The organism is Stenotrophomonas maltophilia group sp. Smal12 (assembly GCF_037079935.1).
Lineage (GTDB): Bacteria > Pseudomonadota > Gammaproteobacteria > Xanthomonadales > Xanthomonadaceae > Stenotrophomonas > Stenotrophomonas sepilia.
This window is the reverse complement of the sequence record NZ_JBAWUK010000049.1, coordinates 16,993-34,212: the sequence shown is the minus strand read 5'-3', so window position 1 is coordinate 34,212 and position 17,220 is coordinate 16,993. Positions and strand designations below refer to the sequence as shown.

Below are 17,220 nucleotides of genomic sequence, written 5' to 3'. Positions count from 1 at the left end.
CTCGATCACCTGCTTCACCGCCTCTGCCCGGAACTCATCCGTGTACTGCTTGCTGTTGCCCATAAACACCTCGGTCATTGCCATCAATTATGGCAACCGGATGTCTACGAAAGGCTGGCCGGTCCAAGCAATGCGCATCCAATCGCGGAACTCAGTTCGCCCAGTAGGCAACTGATCTTAGGCGGCCGTCAGCCTTTCACTGAAGGCCGTGCCGCGGCATCCCGTCATACTGATTGATTGCACACGCCTCACAGACCGTTGTTCTCAACGACCATGGTCAGAAACCACTCTTTCAATCCATCATGGGGGCTGCGGTACCATGCCCTCCCCCGAACCGCCCCGGTACCCGCCGTGCCCCATTACACCGGCCCCCTGCTGACCCGCGACAGCGCCGACACCCTGCGCCGTGCCCATGACAAGGGCGCCGCCGACTGGCAGGGCTCGCTCGACCTCGGCCGCAGCCAGGACAGCGTGGCGCTGGATGCGGATGGCTTCCACTTCCGGGGCCAGCCCTACCCCTGGCCGGGCAAGCTGAAGGACCGCACGCTGTACTACTGGGATGGCGAGGACTTCGCGCCGATCTCGCGCTACAGCGGCTCGCTGATCAAGCTGGTGCCGACCGAATGGGGCGCACCGACCTTCGAGATCGACGGCATCAAGATGCTGCCGACCTCGAAGCTGTCGCCGTTCGAGGATGCGCGCCGCAAGGTGGAGCTGGTCGCCCCGGCCGGCAAGGTCATCCTCGATACCTGCGGTGGTCTCGGCTACTTCGCTGCCTGTGCGCTGGAAGCCGGTGTCGGCCAGATCCGTTCGTTCGAGAAGAACGCCGATGTGATGTGGCTGCGCACGCTCAACCCGTGGTCGCCGGATCCGGAGTCGGCTGCCGCCGGTGGCCGCCTGCAGTTCAGCCACGGCGACGTCTCGCAGCAGATCGAACAGGTGGCCAGCAACAGCGTCGATGCGATCCTGCACGACCCACCGCGCTTCGGCATCGCCGGCGAGCTGTACTCACAGGTGTTCTACGACCACCTCGCCCGCGTGATCCGCAAGGGCGGCCGCCTGTTCCATTACACCGGCGCGCCGAACAAGCTGACCAGCGGCCGCGACGTGCCGCGCGAAGTGGTCAAGCGCCTGGAAAAGGCGGGTTTCAAGGCCGAACTGGCGCTGGACGGCGTGCTGGCCGTCAAGCGCTGAGCGTCACTCCGAATCGACCTTGGCCAGCTTCATCACCCACGCCGGCACCTCGGGCTCGCCGGCGTAGAACTCCTTGGGCTTGTTCTGCGCCATCGCCCAGCGGTGCAGCCAGCTCGGGCCATAGCGGCCGTTATAGCCCTCGGCACCCCGCGCGTAGGCCGGGTCACGCATCGCCTCGTCCAGCGAAATGAAGCGATAGCCGCGGCGCTTCGTGGCCGCGACCAGTTCGGCAAACGTCGCCGCGTTGAGCTCATTGGCGTGCATCAGCCACACCTGCGGCATCGCGTACCCCAGCAGCGCCTGCGACTGTTTCTCGTAATAGTCCAGCTTGTTCAGCATGTACGGCACGTAGCCCTTGCGCAGCTGTGCCAGCGTCGCTGCGCGCGCGGGCGAGTCCGCCTGCTCGTTCATCACGTTGGCATAGGCGAACGCCCACACCCACTCACCGTTGTCCACCGTCACCGGCGCCACGCGGTAGCCATGCTGCTTGAAGAACCCATCTATCTGCATGCGCTCATCCGCAGTACGGCCAGCGCGTAGGTAGGGGTGGCGCATCCACTGTGGCGCCTGCCCCTTCTCGGCCAGCAACGGCCGCAGCACCGTCTCGCCGCGCAGGAAATCCTGCTGGAACGCCGCCACGCCCTTCGCATTCAGATCCATGTGCGAATAGGTGTGATTGCCCAGCACATAGCCTGCATCGCGCCAGTCACGCAGCATCTGCACCCGCGCCGGCTGCACCTGTCCATCCACCTCAAGCTTGTTCTCGTTGACGAAGCCGACCACCGGCACGCCTGCCTGGTGCAGCTGGGCCATCAACGCCTCATGCCGCGCCTGCAGGTCCGGCGGCGCAATCTGGTCAAGCCGTGCCCATGGCAGATCATCGATGGTCACCGCGATGCGGCGGTCCACCTCGGCAGCGTGCACGGCCAGCGACAGCAGCAACAACGGCAACGCACGCAGCAACAAGCGCATCGGGTCTTCCCTGGAGTGGCGAGGCGTCGACTGTAACGCGATTGGCGTGCGCCGCCGAGCGTGTGCTCGGATCAGCCCGCCCGAGCCCGCGCGATCCCCCGCCACAGGCCGATGCCCCCCATCATCGTCGCCAGCAGCAACATCGCCAGCACCAGCGCCAGGTCATCCGGATTGCGCATCAACGTCGCGTTCTCGCGCGCCAGGATATGGAACACCACGTGTTGCGCCTGCGCCAGCGGGGTATCGCCCTCCGCCACCAGGTCCATCAGGCACGCCGTGGGTGACAGCCGTGCCACGCTGTTCCATGCAGTCTCGTACAGGTACAGCGTCCATCCGGCCAGGCCCAGCGCTGCGCCATGCAGCACCATCAGCGCCACGTTCGCCGTGCGCAGCCGGTCACGCAGCCACAGCGCGCGGCTTGCACACACGGCCATCGCACCCAGCAGCGCCAATGCAATGCCCGCGACCGGGATCCAGCTCAGCGGCTGCCAGTCGTCCAACGCACCGGCGCGTGCCATCACCTGTTCGGCCATCTGCAGCCGCGCGTGCGCATCCGGGCCACCACAGGCCTCGGTGATCGGTTCCAGCAGCAGATCGACGCGACAATGGAAGAACCCGGACGCCAGTGCCACGGACAACAGTGCGACCAGCTGCAGCATCAGCAGGATCGGCCCCTGCCCACAGATGCGGCGGATTCGGGACGTGGCAGGGCTCATCGGTTCATCCATGACAGCAAACAACCATCCTAACCAAGCGCTTCGCGCGTGTCGGCTGGCGGATGCGACATGCGGCGCGTGGCACCGCTACGATGGCGGGGCTGTCCGAGTCCGCAAGTCCCAAGGTGTTCCCGATGGTGATGCTGTACCTGGTCGTACGAACGCTGCTGCCACTGCTGGCGTTCGTGCTCGCATGGTGGTGGCTGGCACGCCTGATCAATGCGCGCGCCGCCCGGCTGCCACGCGTCCCGTTGAATCTGCCGGCGCACAGCAGCAGCCCGCGCAGGAAGGATCGGCGCATCTACGCGCGCACGCTGCGGCGCAGGCCGGGCCTGCGTACGGCAACCCGCGCCGCCACCGCACCCTGCAGCTGGCACGTCGCTGCGGCCATCCTCTCGCTGCTGGTGCTGATCGCCACCGTGCTGGCCATCCCCGACGGCGCGCGCTTCCAGGTGATGGTGGGGAACCTGATCGGCTACCCGAGCGCCCTCATCGAGGTGCGGGCTCCCGTGGCCGCACAGCCGGTGGTGCTGCAGGCGTGGCGGCCCGCACTTGCCCGCCTGGGGCGGCCCACAGTGATGCGCTACCCGATCGCTCGCACCGGTGGCGAGCATGAAGCCCATGCGGTCGTGCCCGTGCAGGTCCGCCAGCAGCCCGACCGGCTGCAGGTGGCCATCGCCCTGCCGGTGGACACCGAAATGCTCCGTGCGGAACTGGCACGGCTGGCCGGATTGCCGATCGAGGCGATCATCGTGCAGCAACGCGACGTTGCGCCGTGGGGGGAGTCGGGCTGGCAACCACTGCCCGGCCCGTAGCGCCCAGCCCATGCTCGGCGGCCCTTTGCCCCTTTCCCGGACGGCACGCGCCGCGCACGCCAGCCGAGCATCGGCCCGGCCCTACACCAGGTCCACACCCAGCCTATGAATCACGACCCACGCGGCAGCTTCGCCGCCCACATGTTGTCGACCAGGTTGGGATAGCGTCGCCCGTTCTCCTCGGCACGTTGCCGTGCCGCCGCCTTCTGCGCATCCGACAGCGGTTGCGACGTCTGGCCCTTGGGGTTGGGCTTCTTCCACGGGGGGGTTCTGGTCTGGCGCATGGCCGCAGCTTAGCGCTTCAGGAAGTTCAACAGGGCCAGATTGAAGCGGTCGGCGTGGCTCGTGTTGCAGCCATGCGGCGCGCCTTCCAGGATCACCACTTCGCTGCCCTTGATGGCCTTGTGGGTACGCTGGCCGGAGCCCTCGAACGGCACGATCGCATCGCTGTCCCCGTGCAGGACCAAGGTCGGCACCGTGATCTTTTTCAGGTCATCCCGGAAATCAGTGGTGGCAAACGCGTGCATGCAGCCCAGTGCCGCGGCCTGGTCGGATTGATGGCACAGCGCGATCGCCGCCTGGCGCGTTTCTTCGGTCACCATCAGCTGGCCATTGGCGCTGAAGAAGTCGCGGGTGAAGCCGTCGAAGAACGCCTCGCGGTCCTTCTCCAATCCGCTGCGCATTTCATCGGCCTTGTCCTGGGTCAGCGGACCTTCCGGATTGTCGTCACTACGCAGCAGGAACGGCGGTACCGCCGCAGCGAACACCACACTGTGCAGGCGACCCTGGCCGTGGTTGGCCACGTAGCGCGCCACCTCGCCACCGCCCATCGAGAAACCGACCAAGGTGGCATCGCGCAGCTCACGTTCCTCGATCACCCCCGCCAGGTCTGCCGCCAGGGTGTCGTAGTCATAGCCGTCGGCCGGCTTGTCAGAGCGGCCAAAGCCGCGCCGGTCGTAGCTGATGACCCGATACTGGGCGTCGCGCAGGATCGCCACCTGGGTCTTCCAGGCATCGGCGGACAACGGCCAGCCGTGGATCAGGATCACCGGGCGGCCGTCGCCACCGGTATCTTCAACATGCAGGCGGATGCGGGAAGCAGGCATGGGCGCTCCTGTGGAAGGGGAGGAGTGCAGGCTAGCGGCGGCGCCCTGTGGCAGCCGTGAGGGAATCACGCCCCCTCATGACATCGCCTGCACATGCCGCCACGCGAAGCCGCACCGGCCTGGCCGGCCTTCGCACCGCGCCCAGGCGGTTTCGTCGCAGGGCCGTACCGACGCGGTCATCGGCATGCCAGCCTTCGCGCACCGTCCCCTGGAGTTTCGCCATGCTGCTGCTCACACTGCCCCTGCTGGCCGCCGGCCTGGTTGCCGCGCCCGCGCCGCCCGATGACCTGCGCGAGCAGATCCGCCAGGCCGATACCCAACTATTCGCCATGGCCTTCGAGGCCTGCGACGCCGACAAGGCCGCCGCGATGACCACCGAAGACATGGAGTTCTTCCATGACAAGGATGGCAAATCGGCCAGCAGCCGCGAGGACTTCCGCCGCAGCGTGGCCAGCCTGTGCGACAGCACGCGCAAGGGCGGCTGGCGCCTTCGCCGCGAGCGGGTCGAGCCCTCGCTGCAGGTGTTCCCGCTGCATGATGAGCGAGCCCTGGAAATCGGCGACCACCGCTTCTACGAGCGCGGCAAGGACGGGGTGGAACGCTGGGTCGGCCAGGCCCGTTTCATCCAGGTCTGGCGCCGCGTGGACGGGCGCTGGCTGGCCGAACGGGTGATCAGCTATGACCACCGGCCGGCGGACTGACCTTTCCGGCGCCCTTCACCGGCCGGATCTATACTGGCGGGGTTCACCCCGACCCACCGCTACCGTTTGATCGCCATGGCAGAACTCACTCCCAACCACCCCGACTATGGCCTCCATCAGCAGGTCCGCCAGGGCGTGTCCGCTCTGGATGCCCAGCATGGCCGTACGTTCGACCAGACCAGTGAGCGCCTGACCGCCAGCCTGACCGTACTCGCCCGCGAGCAGGGCCTGCAGCAGGTCGACCACGTGCTGGTCAGCAACGCCACGGCCCAGCACCCGGCCGGGTACAACATCTTCGTGGTGCAGGGCGACCCGGCCAACCCGGCGCACCTGCGCGCGATGATGCCGACGGCCGTGGCGGCGCAGACGCCGGTGGAGCAGTCGATGCAGAAGCTGGGGTTGGCCCCGCAGCAGCCGGCCGTGGGGTTAGTGCCCGAACAGCAGGCCCGTGAGCAGGAACAGGAGCAGCAGCAGAACCCGGTACACCGTCTGGGCTGAGCCGCCTCCAGCGTTGTTGGCGGCCCAGCGCGAGTACGGCGGCTCGCCGTGGCGCTTGCTGCGCTAGGCCATGCGCGGACCGGACTGCTCCTGCACTTGGCGCTGCTGCAGCTCATCCTGCATGCGCACCTGTGCAGACTGCGACAGCTGCTCGGCACGCTCGAACGAAGTTTCTGCCGGTGTCTGCGCAGCCACCGCTGTTGGCATGCTGGCGCGCAGCTGTGCCGGATCGTTGCGCTCGCCCTGCACGATGAAGATGTTCTGCGCAGCGTCGGCCTGCGCGGTGCGATCGCTCAGCAACACATGGTCGACCTGGGTCAGGCCGTTCGCCTTGGCCAGGACGTACAGGCTGGCGCTGATGTTCTCGCTGGTGGCGTCGAAGTCGCGGCCCCGCTCTGCATCCAGCAGCGCCACGCCCCGGTGGATCTGCGAGAGCAGCGGATCGTTACCGTGCCGGACCAGACGATCACCGCTTCGTTCGCCCATGCCCTCAGCGTCACTCAGCATGTGTTGCTTGAAACTACGCTCCGGCATGGGATTGGTTTTCCTCTGATTGAGCTCGCTGTCCGGAAACGGCGGATCAATGCTGTCCACGCCATGGATGTTGCGCAGCGGTCGGAATCCATCCTTGCCTGCCCCCTTGATGTCCAGGGGAATGCGGACATCCGGAAGAAGCTGCCCAGCAGGACCTCCCAGCGCGTTCACGTCGATACTTCTTTTCCGCTCGATGCCTGCGTGGTTCAAGGCTTCCCAGGTGAAGTCCACGCAATTGTTGCGCACGTCCTTGTATTGAAGATCGAAGCCGTACTTATCCGGGTGCGCACCGAAGGCCTCAAGCTTTCTGTACTGTTGCTCGCTGATCTCGAGCGTGCGGCTGTAATGCGGGTTCCTGTACTCGGCCGCATCGGTCTTCATGACCTCGCCCGGCCCGTTCATGCTTCCATGCTCCGTAGGCGCGAAGCCGAAACTCCGCGTGGTCTTGTCCGGCCCATGGAGCACGTAGAACATGTGTCCGGGCCCGGATGTCTGCGGAACCCCGTCCACAACTTTCTGTACACCTCTCTCGTCCACCAACGGCGTACCAGGTGCGGCAATGACGATTTCTACGGTGTAGCGCGGCTTATCCATAAGAAAAATCCTTCAGTTCCTTCCAGCAGTGAGATGGCGTCTATTTTCCAGAGAGTGGGTCGGCATGAACCCGCAGCTGCGCCGGGTAATGCTGGAGCGCAGCGGTGGGCTGCACCGTGCGCACATCCAGGCGGTAGCGGGCACCCGTTTCCATCGGCAGCGTGACGATGCTCAACCTGTATCGGCTGGCGTCCATCGATACCTGCTGCGCGTAACGCCAGTCTGCCGACTCATGCCATTCGGGGAGCGGCTCACCCAGATTGCGTGCCCTTGCCTGATAGACATCAGACGTTGCAACGTCCTGCCAGGCACCTGCGACCCAGCGCTGCAGGGACAGCTGAAAGGGAACATGAACATTGTCCATGTCAGGCTCACGGTCGGGCCCGGGTCCATGTCGCTGCACTTCAAGATCCAGAACATAGGGACGACCCGGATAGAAGTTGCGGGCATTCGTCTCGAACTCGAACCGCACCGCTTGGCCGGACCCGGCCACGTCTATCGGCTTGACCAGATCCAGCGGCTCCGGCGCATCCGGTACGCGGCTGCTACAGGCGCCGAGTGCGCCCGCCAGCGTGAAGATCAGGCCGGCGCGCAGCCAGCGGTGGATACCCAGCATGATTCAGATCCTTTGGCTCCCTGCCATAGGCTTCAACCCTAGCGGGCTGGTGCTGGGCACTGCAACCAGGCAAAGAAAAAGGCAGGGCCTGCACCCTGCCTTCTTCACGCGGAAAACCACCGGGCGTAGCCCGGCGTCTTCGCCTTACAGCTGGATGCGCGCCACGCTCTCGTCAGCGCCCTTGTCATCCTTCTCGCCGTTCTTGATGCTCACGAACAACACGTTGTTCTTCGCATCCAGCGCCAGGCTGTTCGGGTGGGTCGGCACCTTGTAGGTCGCTACCTTCTGATAGCTGTCACTGTTGTACGCCGTCACCATACCGGCTTCGCGGTTGGTCACGTACAGGCGCTTGCGCGGTGCATCCAGCAGGATGCCCAGCGGGCCGGCATCGGTCGGGATGCTGGCCAGTTCCTTGCCCGTGCTGCGGTCGAGCACCAGCACGCGCTGGCCCGGATGCCTGCTGACCAGGCCACTGCTCTTGGCCTGGTAGCCACGCAGCATCTCCGAGCCCTGGTCGGTGACGAACAGGCGCTTGCCGGCCGGGTCCAGCGCGATGTTCATCGGCTGCTCGGCGGCAATCTTGTGCTGCGCCACCACCTTGTTCGAATCGGTGCCCACCACCACCAGCTCGGCCAGCAGGTTGCTGGTGTAGACGCGCTTGTTGGCGGCATCCAGCGCCAGGCCCGGTGCCTTGGCATTGCCCAGGCCGTCGATGGTGTTGATCACCTTCAGCGTGTTCGTATCGATCACGAACAGCACGCTGCTCACGTCCGGCTGGCTGCTGTGGCCGGTCACGTACAGGCGGTTGGCCGCGCTGTCGACCACCAGCTCGCGCAGGTCATGGGTGTAGGCGGCCTTGCCGTCCTTGCCGGTCTTCTTCTCCATCAGCTGGATGGTGCCGACGGCATTGTTCTGCGCGGTGTCGACCACGGTCACCGACAGGTCCACGGTGTTGCCCACGTACAGGCGGTTGTGGGCGTCATCCAGCACCACGCCGAACGCCTTGCGCTCCAGCGGGATGCGGGTTTCCACGGCCAGCGTGGCCGGGTTCAAACGCAGCACCTGGGCCGGGCCGGCGTCTTCGCCGAAACCGCCGGAGGAGGCCACGAACACGGCGTTCTGCTTCGGGCTGTAGGCCAGCTCGTACAGGCCCTTGGCCACGGCCTGGCGCTGTACGGCGGTGGTGGCGCTGGCGGCGGGCGCATTGTCGGCGAATGCAGAAGGCGCGCCGAGGCTGAGCGATACAGCAAGGGCCAGGGCGGCCGAACGGAAGAGAGGAGTACGGAACATGCGAGCGTCCTTGAATGGGCACGGGAAGGTGTCCTGGCTCGCTGGGCCGTACTGCGACGGCCCGACCTGCATCTGTCTGCGCGGGTGGGCTGGCTGGGGTTGCCGGGGAATGGTAGCAGGTGGGGGGCGTGGCGTGCGCCGGCGCGGGCATGGCCGACGTTCGACCTTGGCGCTGCCCGCCGGCTATGCCATCCGTGGGCCGTGGCTCTGTTGCAGTTGCTGCTCTTCCTGCACGCGCTGCACATCGCGCTGCGGCGGGTTCTGCTGCAACTGCGCGACCCGTTCGAACGAGGCCTCTACCGGTGCCTGCGCTGCCAGCTCCGCCGGCATGCTGGCGCGCTGGTGCGCCGGGTCACTGCGGTCCCCCTGCACGATGAACAGCTTCGGCGCGGTATCACCGCGCGGCTCGCCCAGCACCACTTCGTCTACACGCGAGAACTGCTGCTCCTTCGACAGCGCGAGCAGGCTGGCACTGACATTGCCGTTGCGTGCACCGAAAGCGCCGAGGTCGGCCACCTGCTGGTGGATCTGGTTGAGGCGGGCATGATCATCGTGCGCCGGGTCTGCGGGCGTGCCGCTTGCCGCGAGGGTGCTGTTGCCGCGCCACTGCTCGCCGTTCTCGGTGAACATCCACTCGCGGAAGGTCTGCTTCGGCATCGGGTTCCACTGCACCCTGTCCAGCTCGCTGCCCTTCACCTGCTGCGGAATGGCATTGACGGCGCGAATGTTGTCCAGGACCTTGGTGGCGCCCTCGTAGTTGTTGATCTCCCCGGCCAGCCCAACCGGGCGCAGGCCTGCGTGGTTCAGGGCACCCCATGCGAAATCGGTGCAGGCGTTGGAGAAGAAGTCGTAGTTCATGTCGAAGCCGTGCTTCTTCGGATCCGCGGAGAACTCGAGGATGCGGTCGTACTGATCCTTGCTGATCTCGATCGTGCGCTCGAAGCGGGGTCTGTCGTAGACCCGCAGATCCGTGTCATCGACTTTTCCCAGCGAGGGATTCGCACGGTCGTTCCCCATCGTGAATCCCCTGCTCACGGGTACCGGGTCATTTGATCGCGCCAGCGAAAGAAACATGTGCCCGGCAAATGACGGATCCAACAATCTCTTCTGGCCCGCGTCGCCCACATCGACTCTCGGCGTGCCCGGTGCGGCGAGATGAATCGTGACCGTATAGCGCTCTGCTTCCTTGCTCATGTCTTACTTCCCTAGCGATTGATATCCAACAATAAGTTCAGCTTGGAGCCCTTCCAGCTGCGGGCGGTCCTCCATCAGGTCGACTGTCAACCGATACCGGCCCGGCTCCAGCCAACCGACATCCGCGACCTGAAGTACCTGATACAGCATCTCACGCGAGTGCAGACCGGCTTCGATCAGTGCGCCCTCATCCAAGCTTGTATCGGACAGATATTGCACAACCTCATCTGCTGGAATTCTCTGTGAGCCGCGCCCGTCAGGGCTGCTCTGCCAAAGCTGTACAGGACCAGGTGCGCCGCCATCAATCCGCTCCAGGCGCAATCGCGTGGGTGGCCTTCCCAGCCTGATCTTCTCCCACGCGTCCAACAACGAGCGCCCGTCGGTATCCTGCAGCCGCAGCCCGATGTTCAGGATCGGAATGGCGGGCTTCTGGGATGCCGGCAAATCGAACGTGACCTCGGCAATCCGACCGGCCTTCTGCAACTGCACGGCCCGCGTGAACGGCACAACCGTGCGCGCCTCGGCCTGTGCGCGCGTCAGCACGGGCGGCGCAACCTCAGGCGCAGGTGACGCACGGCATGCCGCCAGCGCACCCAGCACCGCCAATACCATCAGCCCCCGCCGCGGTGACCGCGTCATTGCCCCTTCAACCGCAGCGAGTCGGCGACATCGGTCTTGGCCGCCACCTCAGTGGCGATGCTGGCGCGGCGGTGCCCTGGGTCGTTGCGGTCACCCTGCACGATGAAGATGCTCTCGGCGGCATGACTGCATTTTGTCGGCCGGCTGAGCAGCACGTGGTCCACGCGCGAGAGATTGTTCTGCTTGGCCAGCACCAGCAGGCTGGCGCTGATGCGCTGGCTGGCCGCATCGAACGGGCGGCCGTGCGCGGCGTCCAGCTCCGCTACCTTCTGGATCAGCTGCGAGAACAGGCGATGGTCGGGATGCGAAGGATCCAGCAGCGTGCCGGCCACTTCAATCGGCGTCGGCGGCGGCTCATCGCTGGCGCGGTCGCCCTGGCGATGATGCTCGGCCTCGCGCTCGGGCATCGCATGATGGGTTTCGACATTCAGATCGCTGCCCGGGAACGGCGCGGCGATGCACTGGATCTCCGGCAGGTTGAACAGCACCGCGAACTCGCCCAGGTTGCTGCCGCGGTCCAGCGGCGTCGGCAGCGGATGCAGGCCGGCACAGTGCAGGGCCGCCCAGACGAAATCGCTGCAACGGTTGATGGTGGCCGGGCGATCCACATCGAATTCGAACTCGGCCGGTTCCTCGGCGAAATCACGCAGGCAGCCGTAGTGCTCCTCGGTGATTTCCAGGGTGCGGCTGTAGTACGGGTCCAGATGCTCGTCGGCATCGTCGTGACGCACCTGCGCGTACTGCACGCCGGTGGGGGCTTCGCCCGGCGCCTGGCGCGATGCTGCGAAGCCGTAGCTGTGGACCTCGTCGCCCGCAGCGACCTGCAGGTACATGTGGCCGCGCGGCGAGACGCCTCCACTTTTCAGCGGGGTGCCAGGGGCGGCCAGATAAAGGGTTACGGTGTAGCGTGTTGCCTGCTCCATGCCTGTTCAGCCTTGATGGGTGCTGCGGTCCTGGGCGGATGATGGCATAGGTGGGATGGGGGGCAGGTGGAGGACAAAGTTGGGGCCACGACTGGCATGCTGAATGTGTGAACCAGCCAGCAATCCCGCGAGAGAGGGTACTACCGATGGCGGCGGTCCGAATCTCAGTTGCCACAAGAAGAGTTGCGCCAGATCCAGCTGGAACCGGATCCAGCGCGCAAACACCACTTAAACCACGGGGGCCGGCGTAGTAGACGACTCATCTGCAATGAAGACACTCACTGCGGCGTTTCCCACGATGTTGGTCGTGGCTGCGTCGACCGCCCCACCGATGACGCCGCCAAGGATGGGGACCATCTTGCTGAGGTTCACTACGCCGGTGGTGCCTGCCTTCGTCAGCAGGCGGAAGCCCACGGCCTTGTTGATGCGAATGATCGTTGCGCCGGTGATCCGGTTGATGCTCGCCTGGGCAAGCTTCTTGCCGAACTGGATGCCGACGTCCTTCAGCACTTCCTTTGCGGCATTCCCCGTCAGGCATGCGTAGACCATCGCCTTCACCTTGTCATCGTGCACGTTGTATCCCGCCATGTGCGCGATCGCAGCAATCATTCGGATCTGAATGAAGTACACGCTGGCAAGATTGGCTGGAATCGTCACCGGCATGACCAGGAGGCCCCCCAACCCCGTGACGAACCCCGAGGTTGCGGCCTTGGTGTTCTGCCAGCGAACCAGCGAGTTTGCCTTGTCCTCCAGTGTGCCCGGCTCCCGCATGTAGCTTTCGGCCATCTCGATGGCCGAGTCGACACCCGGCAAGCCATTCATGGCCTTCTCGTAGGCATAGTCCAGCGCCTGCATGATCTTGCTTTCGGTAAGTTCCTTTGCCACGAATTTCTCCTTGAAGAGCGAAAGTGGGCCGACCCGCCAATGCATGCCGGCACGTGAATCCAGATCGTTGAAAGTTCCAGGGAAAGCCCATGCAGGCCATCCGTTGGAAATACGCGGAACGAAGGAAGGACAGCATCGAAACAATCGGCCCGTCCCGACATGCAAGCTCATTCTTACTCGACACATCTCATCGCACAGGAGACAACACGGCGCGCCGGAGCTGCCTCTCAGTGGGCGCAATCATCGGAGCAGTATGTCGCACCAGCAACGAAAATTGCTTAGGAATAGTTGAGTCTTGCGGAAACTGAGCATTCGTGAATGTACATTCGATATCCGATCACACCTCCCGAGCCTGGTGTGATTGGGCGTCACGCACCACAGAACGGTCACTTTCGGGAGTGGGCGAACCTCTCCATGCGGAAGTTCAGAAGATCGTTGGCAAAGCCACGAACCATCAGGGCTTCGAGATCATCAATCATCCCCGGGTCCACGTCGTACGCACTGAAGTACCCAGCCAAGTCGAACAGCTCGAGACTGACCCGTTTCGGCTGGCGGAGCTTTTCGTAGCCTGGCTTGAACTCTCGATTCCGATCGGGATGGCTAACCAGCGAGATGGACTGCACATCGCGCCGTCGATTGAAGGCCAGGTTAATTTCCTTCCAGAGCGATTGCTCACGAGCCTTTCCGACGTACAAGGCCTGGCCACGGGAATCATAGAAGATGTAGATGCCACAGCTATTTTCAAGCTCGGCCTTCACTCCCTGCGCATACTTGCTCGCGCCCGAACCACCGTTGAAAACCTGCCAACTCTTCTCTTGCTTGGTCAGGCACCGGTCAATCGCATAGAACTCTACAATTGGCTGGATCGCCCTGAACTGCGACTCATCCACGGCCGCTTCCCGCGACTTCGCCAACGCGGAAGCCACCTGATTGGCACTCAGGTCCTCGTCGCGATTCTTCCAGTTGATCAGCGTCCCCACTGATACACCCAGAGCAGCGGCCAGCTCACCCTGCGAGGTGGTTCCCAACTTCCGGGTCAACGATTCGATCAGATCTGTTGCTTTCATTGCGGATCCATCTGCATTCACAGTTCATCGAAAGCTCATCGATGAGCTTCGGCCCAGCGCGCAACGCACGCGCGTAACGCCTTATCGGCAGCATCCGCCTGAACTTGAATACACGTTCCGCCGAATCACATGTTCGCCGCACGAATCTGTATCTCGTGCTGCACCCGCTGGTCTTCCAGCTGCTGATCCATCTGATTGGCAAGAGCACGCTGATGCGCTTCGCGGCTGACTGCATCGAACTGCTGCAGTGACTCTTCCACTGATGTCTGCGCCGCCAGCTCGGTCGGCATCGCAGCGCGCTGATGCGCCGGATTGCTCGGTTCGCCCTGCACCACGAACAGCGTGTGCCCGGCCGGATGTTCACTCGTAGCGTTGCTCACCAGCACATGGTCCACCCGTTCCAGGTCGTTGTCCTTGGCCAGTACCAGAAGGCTGGCTGTCATGCGTTCGCTGACTTCATCGAAGCTGCGGCCGTGCTTGGCGTCCAGCGCTTCCACGCCCTCACGGATCTGCTGATACAGCGCGTGATCGGGATGGCCGGGCTGCGTGGGGTCCTGCAGCGCCCGGTTCGGGCCCGATGCCTCATCCGGTGCGGGCGCGGCCGGTTCAGGGCCTGGCGCTGTCGTGGGCTCGGCGGGAACAGTGACAGCCGCAGTGACGGGCTGGTGGTCACCCAACGGAGCCGGTTCGGGCTCTGGCACGTGTTGTGCCGCTTCCCGCTCCAAAGGCCATGGATCGCACGCAGGTTCAGCAGGCAACGGCTCCTTGAAGGGCACCGGTTCCACCTCCTGAACTGCCATGTCCTGCTTTGGAGTGGGAGCAACCGGAGGCACCGGGGCCATCCGTTCCGGCTCCGATGCCTGCTCTGTGCGCTGCGTGGGCACCGTCTGCGTTGCCGCTGCCAGAGGCGCGGCGGCATGTGGCGTCGCGCGCTCAGGTGCGGCCGTGGGCGCCTGCATCGGCCCAGCGGGCTCCGGCGTCTGTGAGGCGGTACGGTTTTCGGTGGGCGCCTCGCTGTTTGGATGGGGCTGAGGTTGGGGCTCCGCCTCACGCCGCGGCGGATCGCGCTGCTCGGCGTGCCGCTGAGGCTCGGGCTTATCCTGTGGGGCGGGCGTAGGCGGTGGCGTGACCGCCTTCGCGGGCGGCGCCGCCACAACCGTCGCAGGCGCGATGGGCTGCGCAGTTGCCGGCTCTTCAGGCCGCACTTCCACGTTCCCATCCTGCTCGGATGGCTTGTCGCCATGTGCCACCTGCGCGGCTGCTCGTGCAGCCTGTCCTGCATCCACCTGCGCAGCACCCAGCCGATTGGCTTCCTGCAGTGCCTGCCGGTACGCCTCCTGCTCACCCGCCGACAGCGCAGCAATGCGCAGCTCGGGCGAGTCGGGCAACGGCGCCTGCTCATTGGCACGCGCGCGCACCTCATTCCATGCGGCCTGCAGCTCCTGCGTGCTGGTGATCGCGACGGCGCGCGCCACGCCATCCTGACCCACTTGGTAATGGGTGATGGGCCGGGACGCGCCCGCGTTGCCCTCGGCGACAGGCCCCAGTTCCTGCAGCGTGGGACCCGTAATGCCGTGCTGCTCGCGCGTGCGTGCCGTGGCCAGGGCAATGGCCTGCTCCCATGCCGGGGTCAGCGCGACGCCCGCAGCGTAGTAGGTGTGGCGCAGCTCGTTCTGGTTCACCTCCGCCGCAGATGGCAACGGTCGCGCGTCCAATGCGGCAATGGTCTGGTTGAACTGATCGAGCGACGGCTGCTGGATGATGCGGGTCATCTCCAACTCCAGCGCCATGTTGCCCTGCGCGATCTGGCCAGCGTGGTGCCATTGTCCTGCGTCATCGCGCTGATAAAGCTGGTTGTCCGAGCCCTGGATGGCGTCGGGCCTGGCACGCGCCTGCTCCACCGCTTCCGGCACCAGCGGCACGAAGTCGCTGGCGCGGGTAGCGGCGTAGGTCTCCAGGTAGCTGGCGGCAATGGCGGCCTTGCCGTTGGCGATGTTGTTCTCGATGCGCTGCACCGCCTCACGATTCAACTCGTTGGCGTGTTCGGGGCTGGCGGTCTGCGTCTCATACACACCCCGGTCGTTGGCGCCGGACACGCCAATCTTGACCTGCCGCGTCCACTGTTCGGTCTGCGCATCGCGGTGCCAGTTGGGATTGTCCAGACGGCCCTCGCCGTCCTTCGCCGGGATGCTGAAAGGATCCTGCGGCGGCGGCGCCTTGCCCAGCGCCAGCTCTACCGCTTTTACATGGGCATATGCGCCCAGCTCGCGGGCCTTCTCGTAACTGGCGCCCACACTGCGCTCAGCCGGATTGCCCAGGCCGTCGCCCGCGCTGTCCATGACCGCCTGGCGCTGCCAGTTGCGGCCATCGAACTGCCACGTGACATCGGCCTTGTCGGTCTGCCGGTAGACGGCGCGGTTGTCGAGCAGATCGGCGCCCTTGTCGAACGCCTTGCTCATCAGCAGCGCATCGCCCGCGACGATGGCCGCAGGGATGAAGCTGGAGGTGCCAATCACCGATGCGGTGGCCATGCCACCGATCCAGCCACCGCCGTTGCGCGCCAGGGCGTGGGTGAGCTCGGACTGAGCGGCGGTGCCGTTGCCCTCCTCCAGCAGCTGCGAGGTGCGGCGGGCGGTGATGACAGCGTCGGCGCTGGAGGCGAGCAGGCCACCGGAGCGGATCAGTTGGCTGGTGGAGGCTTCGCCGAGGAGGATGCTGGTAGTTGCAAATCCTCGCTGACCTTGCGGGACGCGCAATGGGTCTGCCGCTTCCTTACCCAGAGCATTCTCAACTACCAGGACTCCCTCTGAGGATATGCTCAGCCTGCCACCGTGGTAGGCGCTGGAGATTGCCTCCGAAAGGCCTTGACGCTGCAACTCTGCTCCACCTCCACGTGTTAACGGATTGGGAGATGACTGAACGTGCCGGAGCGTGGCCACCACACGATGCTCCGAATGGGTAACACCCGCCCAGCCGCTATCGATCGGCGTGAAGCTCCTAAGCTGTTGGAGCTGGGGGGCGTTTAACTGGCCATAACGGGCTTCGTTGAAGAAGAAGCTCTGAACCCGTGGCCGAATATCGTCAGGCTTTAGACCATAGGGGGCGTTGGTGTAGAGATCACCATTGATCAGACCGACCCGTACCGTGTCGCGCAGTGCCTCCACCCGCCCGGAAATTCGCGCCTGTGCGGCAGCGTCTCCGTTGAACGCGGCCACTCCGTCGGGCGTCTGCTCCAGGCGACGCAAACGTTGCAGAAGGCCGATCTGATAGTCGGCGATAGGGCCACCGCTGTGCGGAGTAATTCCCAGCGATTGAGCGAACGCCGGATCAGCCGGGAGAAAGATCCGATTCTCCGGAGCGTGGATATCAAAATGACCAGTGTCGGCGAGCATCCTGAGCAGCGGGCTACGCGCTAGCGTACGCTGCTCGATCGCGTGATGGTCTTGAAAGTCAGGTCCGTTGCGAGGCATCGATCA

Annotated in this window: 18 protein-coding genes; 5 read left to right on the top strand and 13 right to left on the bottom strand. The window is 64.9% G+C overall.

All coding sequences use genetic code 11. The features are described 5' to 3' along the window. Together WDC87_RS17915 and WDC87_RS17910 are read left to right on the top strand one after the other, a co-directional pair. Positions 1-237: hypothetical protein (locus tag WDC87_RS17915; RefSeq protein WP_336331316.1), on the top strand; the 237-nt coding region annotated here is incomplete at its 5' end. 114 nt (positions 238-351) lie between these two features. Continuing rightward, a complete protein-coding gene (locus WDC87_RS17910) occupies positions 352-1,194 on the top strand; it encodes an MnmC family methyltransferase (RefSeq protein ID WP_053505803.1) in 843 nt (280 codons plus the stop codon). Between the two features lie 3 nt (positions 1,195-1,197). Here WDC87_RS17910 and WDC87_RS17905 read toward each other — a convergent pair whose 3' ends face one another. Further along, the gene (locus WDC87_RS17905) at positions 1,198-2,166 is read right to left on the bottom strand and encodes a polysaccharide deacetylase family protein (RefSeq protein ID WP_053505802.1); all 969 of its coding nucleotides are present in this window, start codon (positions 2,164-2,166) and stop codon (positions 1,198-1,200) included. A gap of 71 nt (positions 2,167-2,237) precedes the next feature. Continuing rightward, on the bottom strand, positions 2,238-2,882 hold the full coding sequence (locus tag WDC87_RS17900; protein ID WP_154583143.1) for a hypothetical protein: 645 nt from the start codon (positions 2,880-2,882) through the stop codon (positions 2,238-2,240). A gap of 134 nt (positions 2,883-3,016) precedes the next feature. Here WDC87_RS17900 and WDC87_RS17895 point away from each other — a divergent pair, with 134 nt between their 5' ends. Then, a complete protein-coding gene (locus tag WDC87_RS17895) occupies positions 3,017-3,697 on the top strand; it encodes a hypothetical protein (protein WP_053462620.1) in 681 nt (226 codons plus the stop codon). A gap of 110 nt (positions 3,698-3,807) precedes the next feature. Here WDC87_RS17895 and WDC87_RS17890 read toward each other — a convergent pair whose 3' ends face one another. Both WDC87_RS17890 and WDC87_RS17885 read right to left on the bottom strand, forming a co-directional pair. Continuing rightward, positions 3,808-3,981, bottom strand: coding sequence for a hypothetical protein (locus WDC87_RS17890; RefSeq protein WP_005415066.1), 174 nt, complete (start codon positions 3,979-3,981; stop codon positions 3,808-3,810). Positions 3,982-3,990: 9 nt separating this feature from the next. After that, entirely contained in the window at positions 3,991-4,803 is an 813-nt protein-coding gene (locus WDC87_RS17885; RefSeq protein ID WP_053505800.1) for an alpha/beta hydrolase, read from the bottom strand. Positions 4,804-5,024: 221 nt separating this feature from the next. Between WDC87_RS17885 and WDC87_RS17880 the strand changes: the two genes are divergently transcribed. Continuing rightward, positions 5,025-5,504, top strand: coding sequence for a nuclear transport factor 2 family protein (locus WDC87_RS17880; RefSeq protein ID WP_053462026.1), 480 nt, complete (start codon positions 5,025-5,027; stop codon positions 5,502-5,504). Positions 5,505-5,579: 75 nt separating this feature from the next. After that, positions 5,580-6,002, top strand: a complete 423-nt coding sequence (locus tag WDC87_RS17875; RefSeq protein ID WP_053505799.1) for an XVIPCD domain-containing protein — start codon at positions 5,580-5,582, stop codon at positions 6,000-6,002. 63 nt (positions 6,003-6,065) lie between these two features. Here WDC87_RS17875 and WDC87_RS17870 read toward each other — a convergent pair whose 3' ends face one another. The 9 genes from WDC87_RS17870 to WDC87_RS17830 all read right to left on the bottom strand — a co-directional run bounded on the left by WDC87_RS17870 (position 6,066) and on the right by WDC87_RS17830 (position 17,214). Then, positions 6,066-7,130 (bottom strand): XVIPCD domain-containing protein, encoded by a 1,065-nt coding sequence (locus WDC87_RS17870; RefSeq protein ID WP_053505798.1) that lies wholly within the window; start codon positions 7,128-7,130, stop codon positions 6,066-6,068. Positions 7,131-7,170: 40 nt separating this feature from the next. Then, positions 7,171-7,746 (bottom strand): hypothetical protein, encoded by a 576-nt coding sequence (locus tag WDC87_RS17865; protein ID WP_053505797.1) that lies wholly within the window; start codon positions 7,744-7,746, stop codon positions 7,171-7,173. Between the two features lie 144 nt (positions 7,747-7,890). Beyond that, entirely contained in the window at positions 7,891-9,036 is a 1,146-nt protein-coding gene (locus WDC87_RS17860; RefSeq protein ID WP_252745072.1) for a YncE family protein, read from the bottom strand. Between the two features lie 183 nt (positions 9,037-9,219). Beyond that, on the bottom strand, positions 9,220-10,053 hold the full coding sequence (locus tag WDC87_RS17855) for an XVIPCD domain-containing protein (RefSeq protein WP_229766875.1): 834 nt from the start codon (positions 10,051-10,053) through the stop codon (positions 9,220-9,222). Positions 10,054-10,233: 180 nt separating this feature from the next. Next, positions 10,234-10,869, bottom strand: a complete 636-nt coding sequence (locus tag WDC87_RS17850; RefSeq protein ID WP_053505794.1) for a hypothetical protein — start codon at positions 10,867-10,869, stop codon at positions 10,234-10,236. Next, positions 10,866-11,792, bottom strand: a complete 927-nt coding sequence (locus WDC87_RS17845; protein WP_252745071.1) for an XVIPCD domain-containing protein — start codon at positions 11,790-11,792, stop codon at positions 10,866-10,868. Before WDC87_RS17845 ends, WDC87_RS17850 begins: the two co-directional genes overlap by 4 nt. Before the next feature lie 228 nt (positions 11,793-12,020). After that, complete coding sequence (locus WDC87_RS17840; protein WP_049433486.1) at positions 12,021-12,677, bottom strand: EcsC family protein; 657 nt, start codon at positions 12,675-12,677, stop codon at positions 12,021-12,023. A 386-nt stretch (positions 12,678-13,063) separates the two neighbouring features. Then, complete coding sequence (locus WDC87_RS17835) at positions 13,064-13,744, bottom strand: helix-turn-helix domain-containing protein (RefSeq protein ID WP_053505791.1); 681 nt, start codon at positions 13,742-13,744, stop codon at positions 13,064-13,066. A gap of 125 nt (positions 13,745-13,869) precedes the next feature. Next, positions 13,870-17,214 (bottom strand): XVIPCD domain-containing protein, encoded by a 3,345-nt coding sequence (locus WDC87_RS17830; RefSeq protein ID WP_080376546.1) that lies wholly within the window; start codon positions 17,212-17,214, stop codon positions 13,870-13,872. Positions 17,215-17,220 lie beyond the last annotated feature (6 nt).

Excerpts from the sequence above, each read along its gene's own strand:
- WDC87_RS17905 (WP_053505802.1), bottom strand. The coding sequence starts at position 2,166 with ATGCGCTTGTTGCTGCGTGCGTTGCCGTTGTTGCTGCTGTCGCTGGCC.
- WDC87_RS17900 (WP_154583143.1), bottom strand. The coding sequence starts at position 2,882 with ATGAGCCCTGCCACGTCCCGAATCCGCCGCATCTGTGGGCAGGGGCCG.
- WDC87_RS17855 (WP_229766875.1), bottom strand. The coding sequence starts at position 10,053 with ATGGGGAACGACCGTGCGAATCCCTCGCTGGGAAAAGTCGATGACACG.
- WDC87_RS17885 (WP_053505800.1), bottom strand. The coding sequence starts at position 4,803 with ATGCCTGCTTCCCGCATCCGCCTGCATGTTGAAGATACCGGTGGCGAC.
- WDC87_RS17870 (WP_053505798.1), bottom strand. The coding sequence starts at position 7,130 with ATGGATAAGCCGCGCTACACCGTAGAAATCGTCATTGCCGCACCTGGT.
- WDC87_RS17875 (WP_053505799.1), top strand. The coding sequence starts at position 5,580 with ATGGCAGAACTCACTCCCAACCACCCCGACTATGGCCTCCATCAGCAG.
- WDC87_RS17850 (WP_053505794.1), bottom strand. The coding sequence starts at position 10,869 with ATGACGCGGTCACCGCGGCGGGGGCTGATGGTATTGGCGGTGCTGGGT.
- WDC87_RS17835 (WP_053505791.1), bottom strand. The coding sequence starts at position 13,744 with ATGAAAGCAACAGATCTGATCGAATCGTTGACCCGGAAGTTGGGAACC.
- WDC87_RS17865 (WP_053505797.1), bottom strand. The coding sequence starts at position 7,746 with ATGCTGGGTATCCACCGCTGGCTGCGCGCCGGCCTGATCTTCACGCTG.
- WDC87_RS17860 (WP_252745072.1), bottom strand. The coding sequence starts at position 9,036 with ATGTTCCGTACTCCTCTCTTCCGTTCGGCCGCCCTGGCCCTTGCTGTA.
- WDC87_RS17830 (WP_080376546.1), bottom strand. The coding sequence starts at position 17,214 with ATGCCTCGCAACGGACCTGACTTTCAAGACCATCACGCGATCGAGCAG.
- WDC87_RS17880 (WP_053462026.1), top strand. The coding sequence starts at position 5,025 with ATGCTGCTGCTCACACTGCCCCTGCTGGCCGCCGGCCTGGTTGCCGCG.
- WDC87_RS17890 (WP_005415066.1), bottom strand. The coding sequence starts at position 3,981 with ATGCGCCAGACCAGAACCCCCCCGTGGAAGAAGCCCAACCCCAAGGGC.
- WDC87_RS17845 (WP_252745071.1), bottom strand. The coding sequence starts at position 11,792 with ATGGAGCAGGCAACACGCTACACCGTAACCCTTTATCTGGCCGCCCCT.
- WDC87_RS17895 (WP_053462620.1), top strand. The coding sequence starts at position 3,017 with ATGGTGATGCTGTACCTGGTCGTACGAACGCTGCTGCCACTGCTGGCG.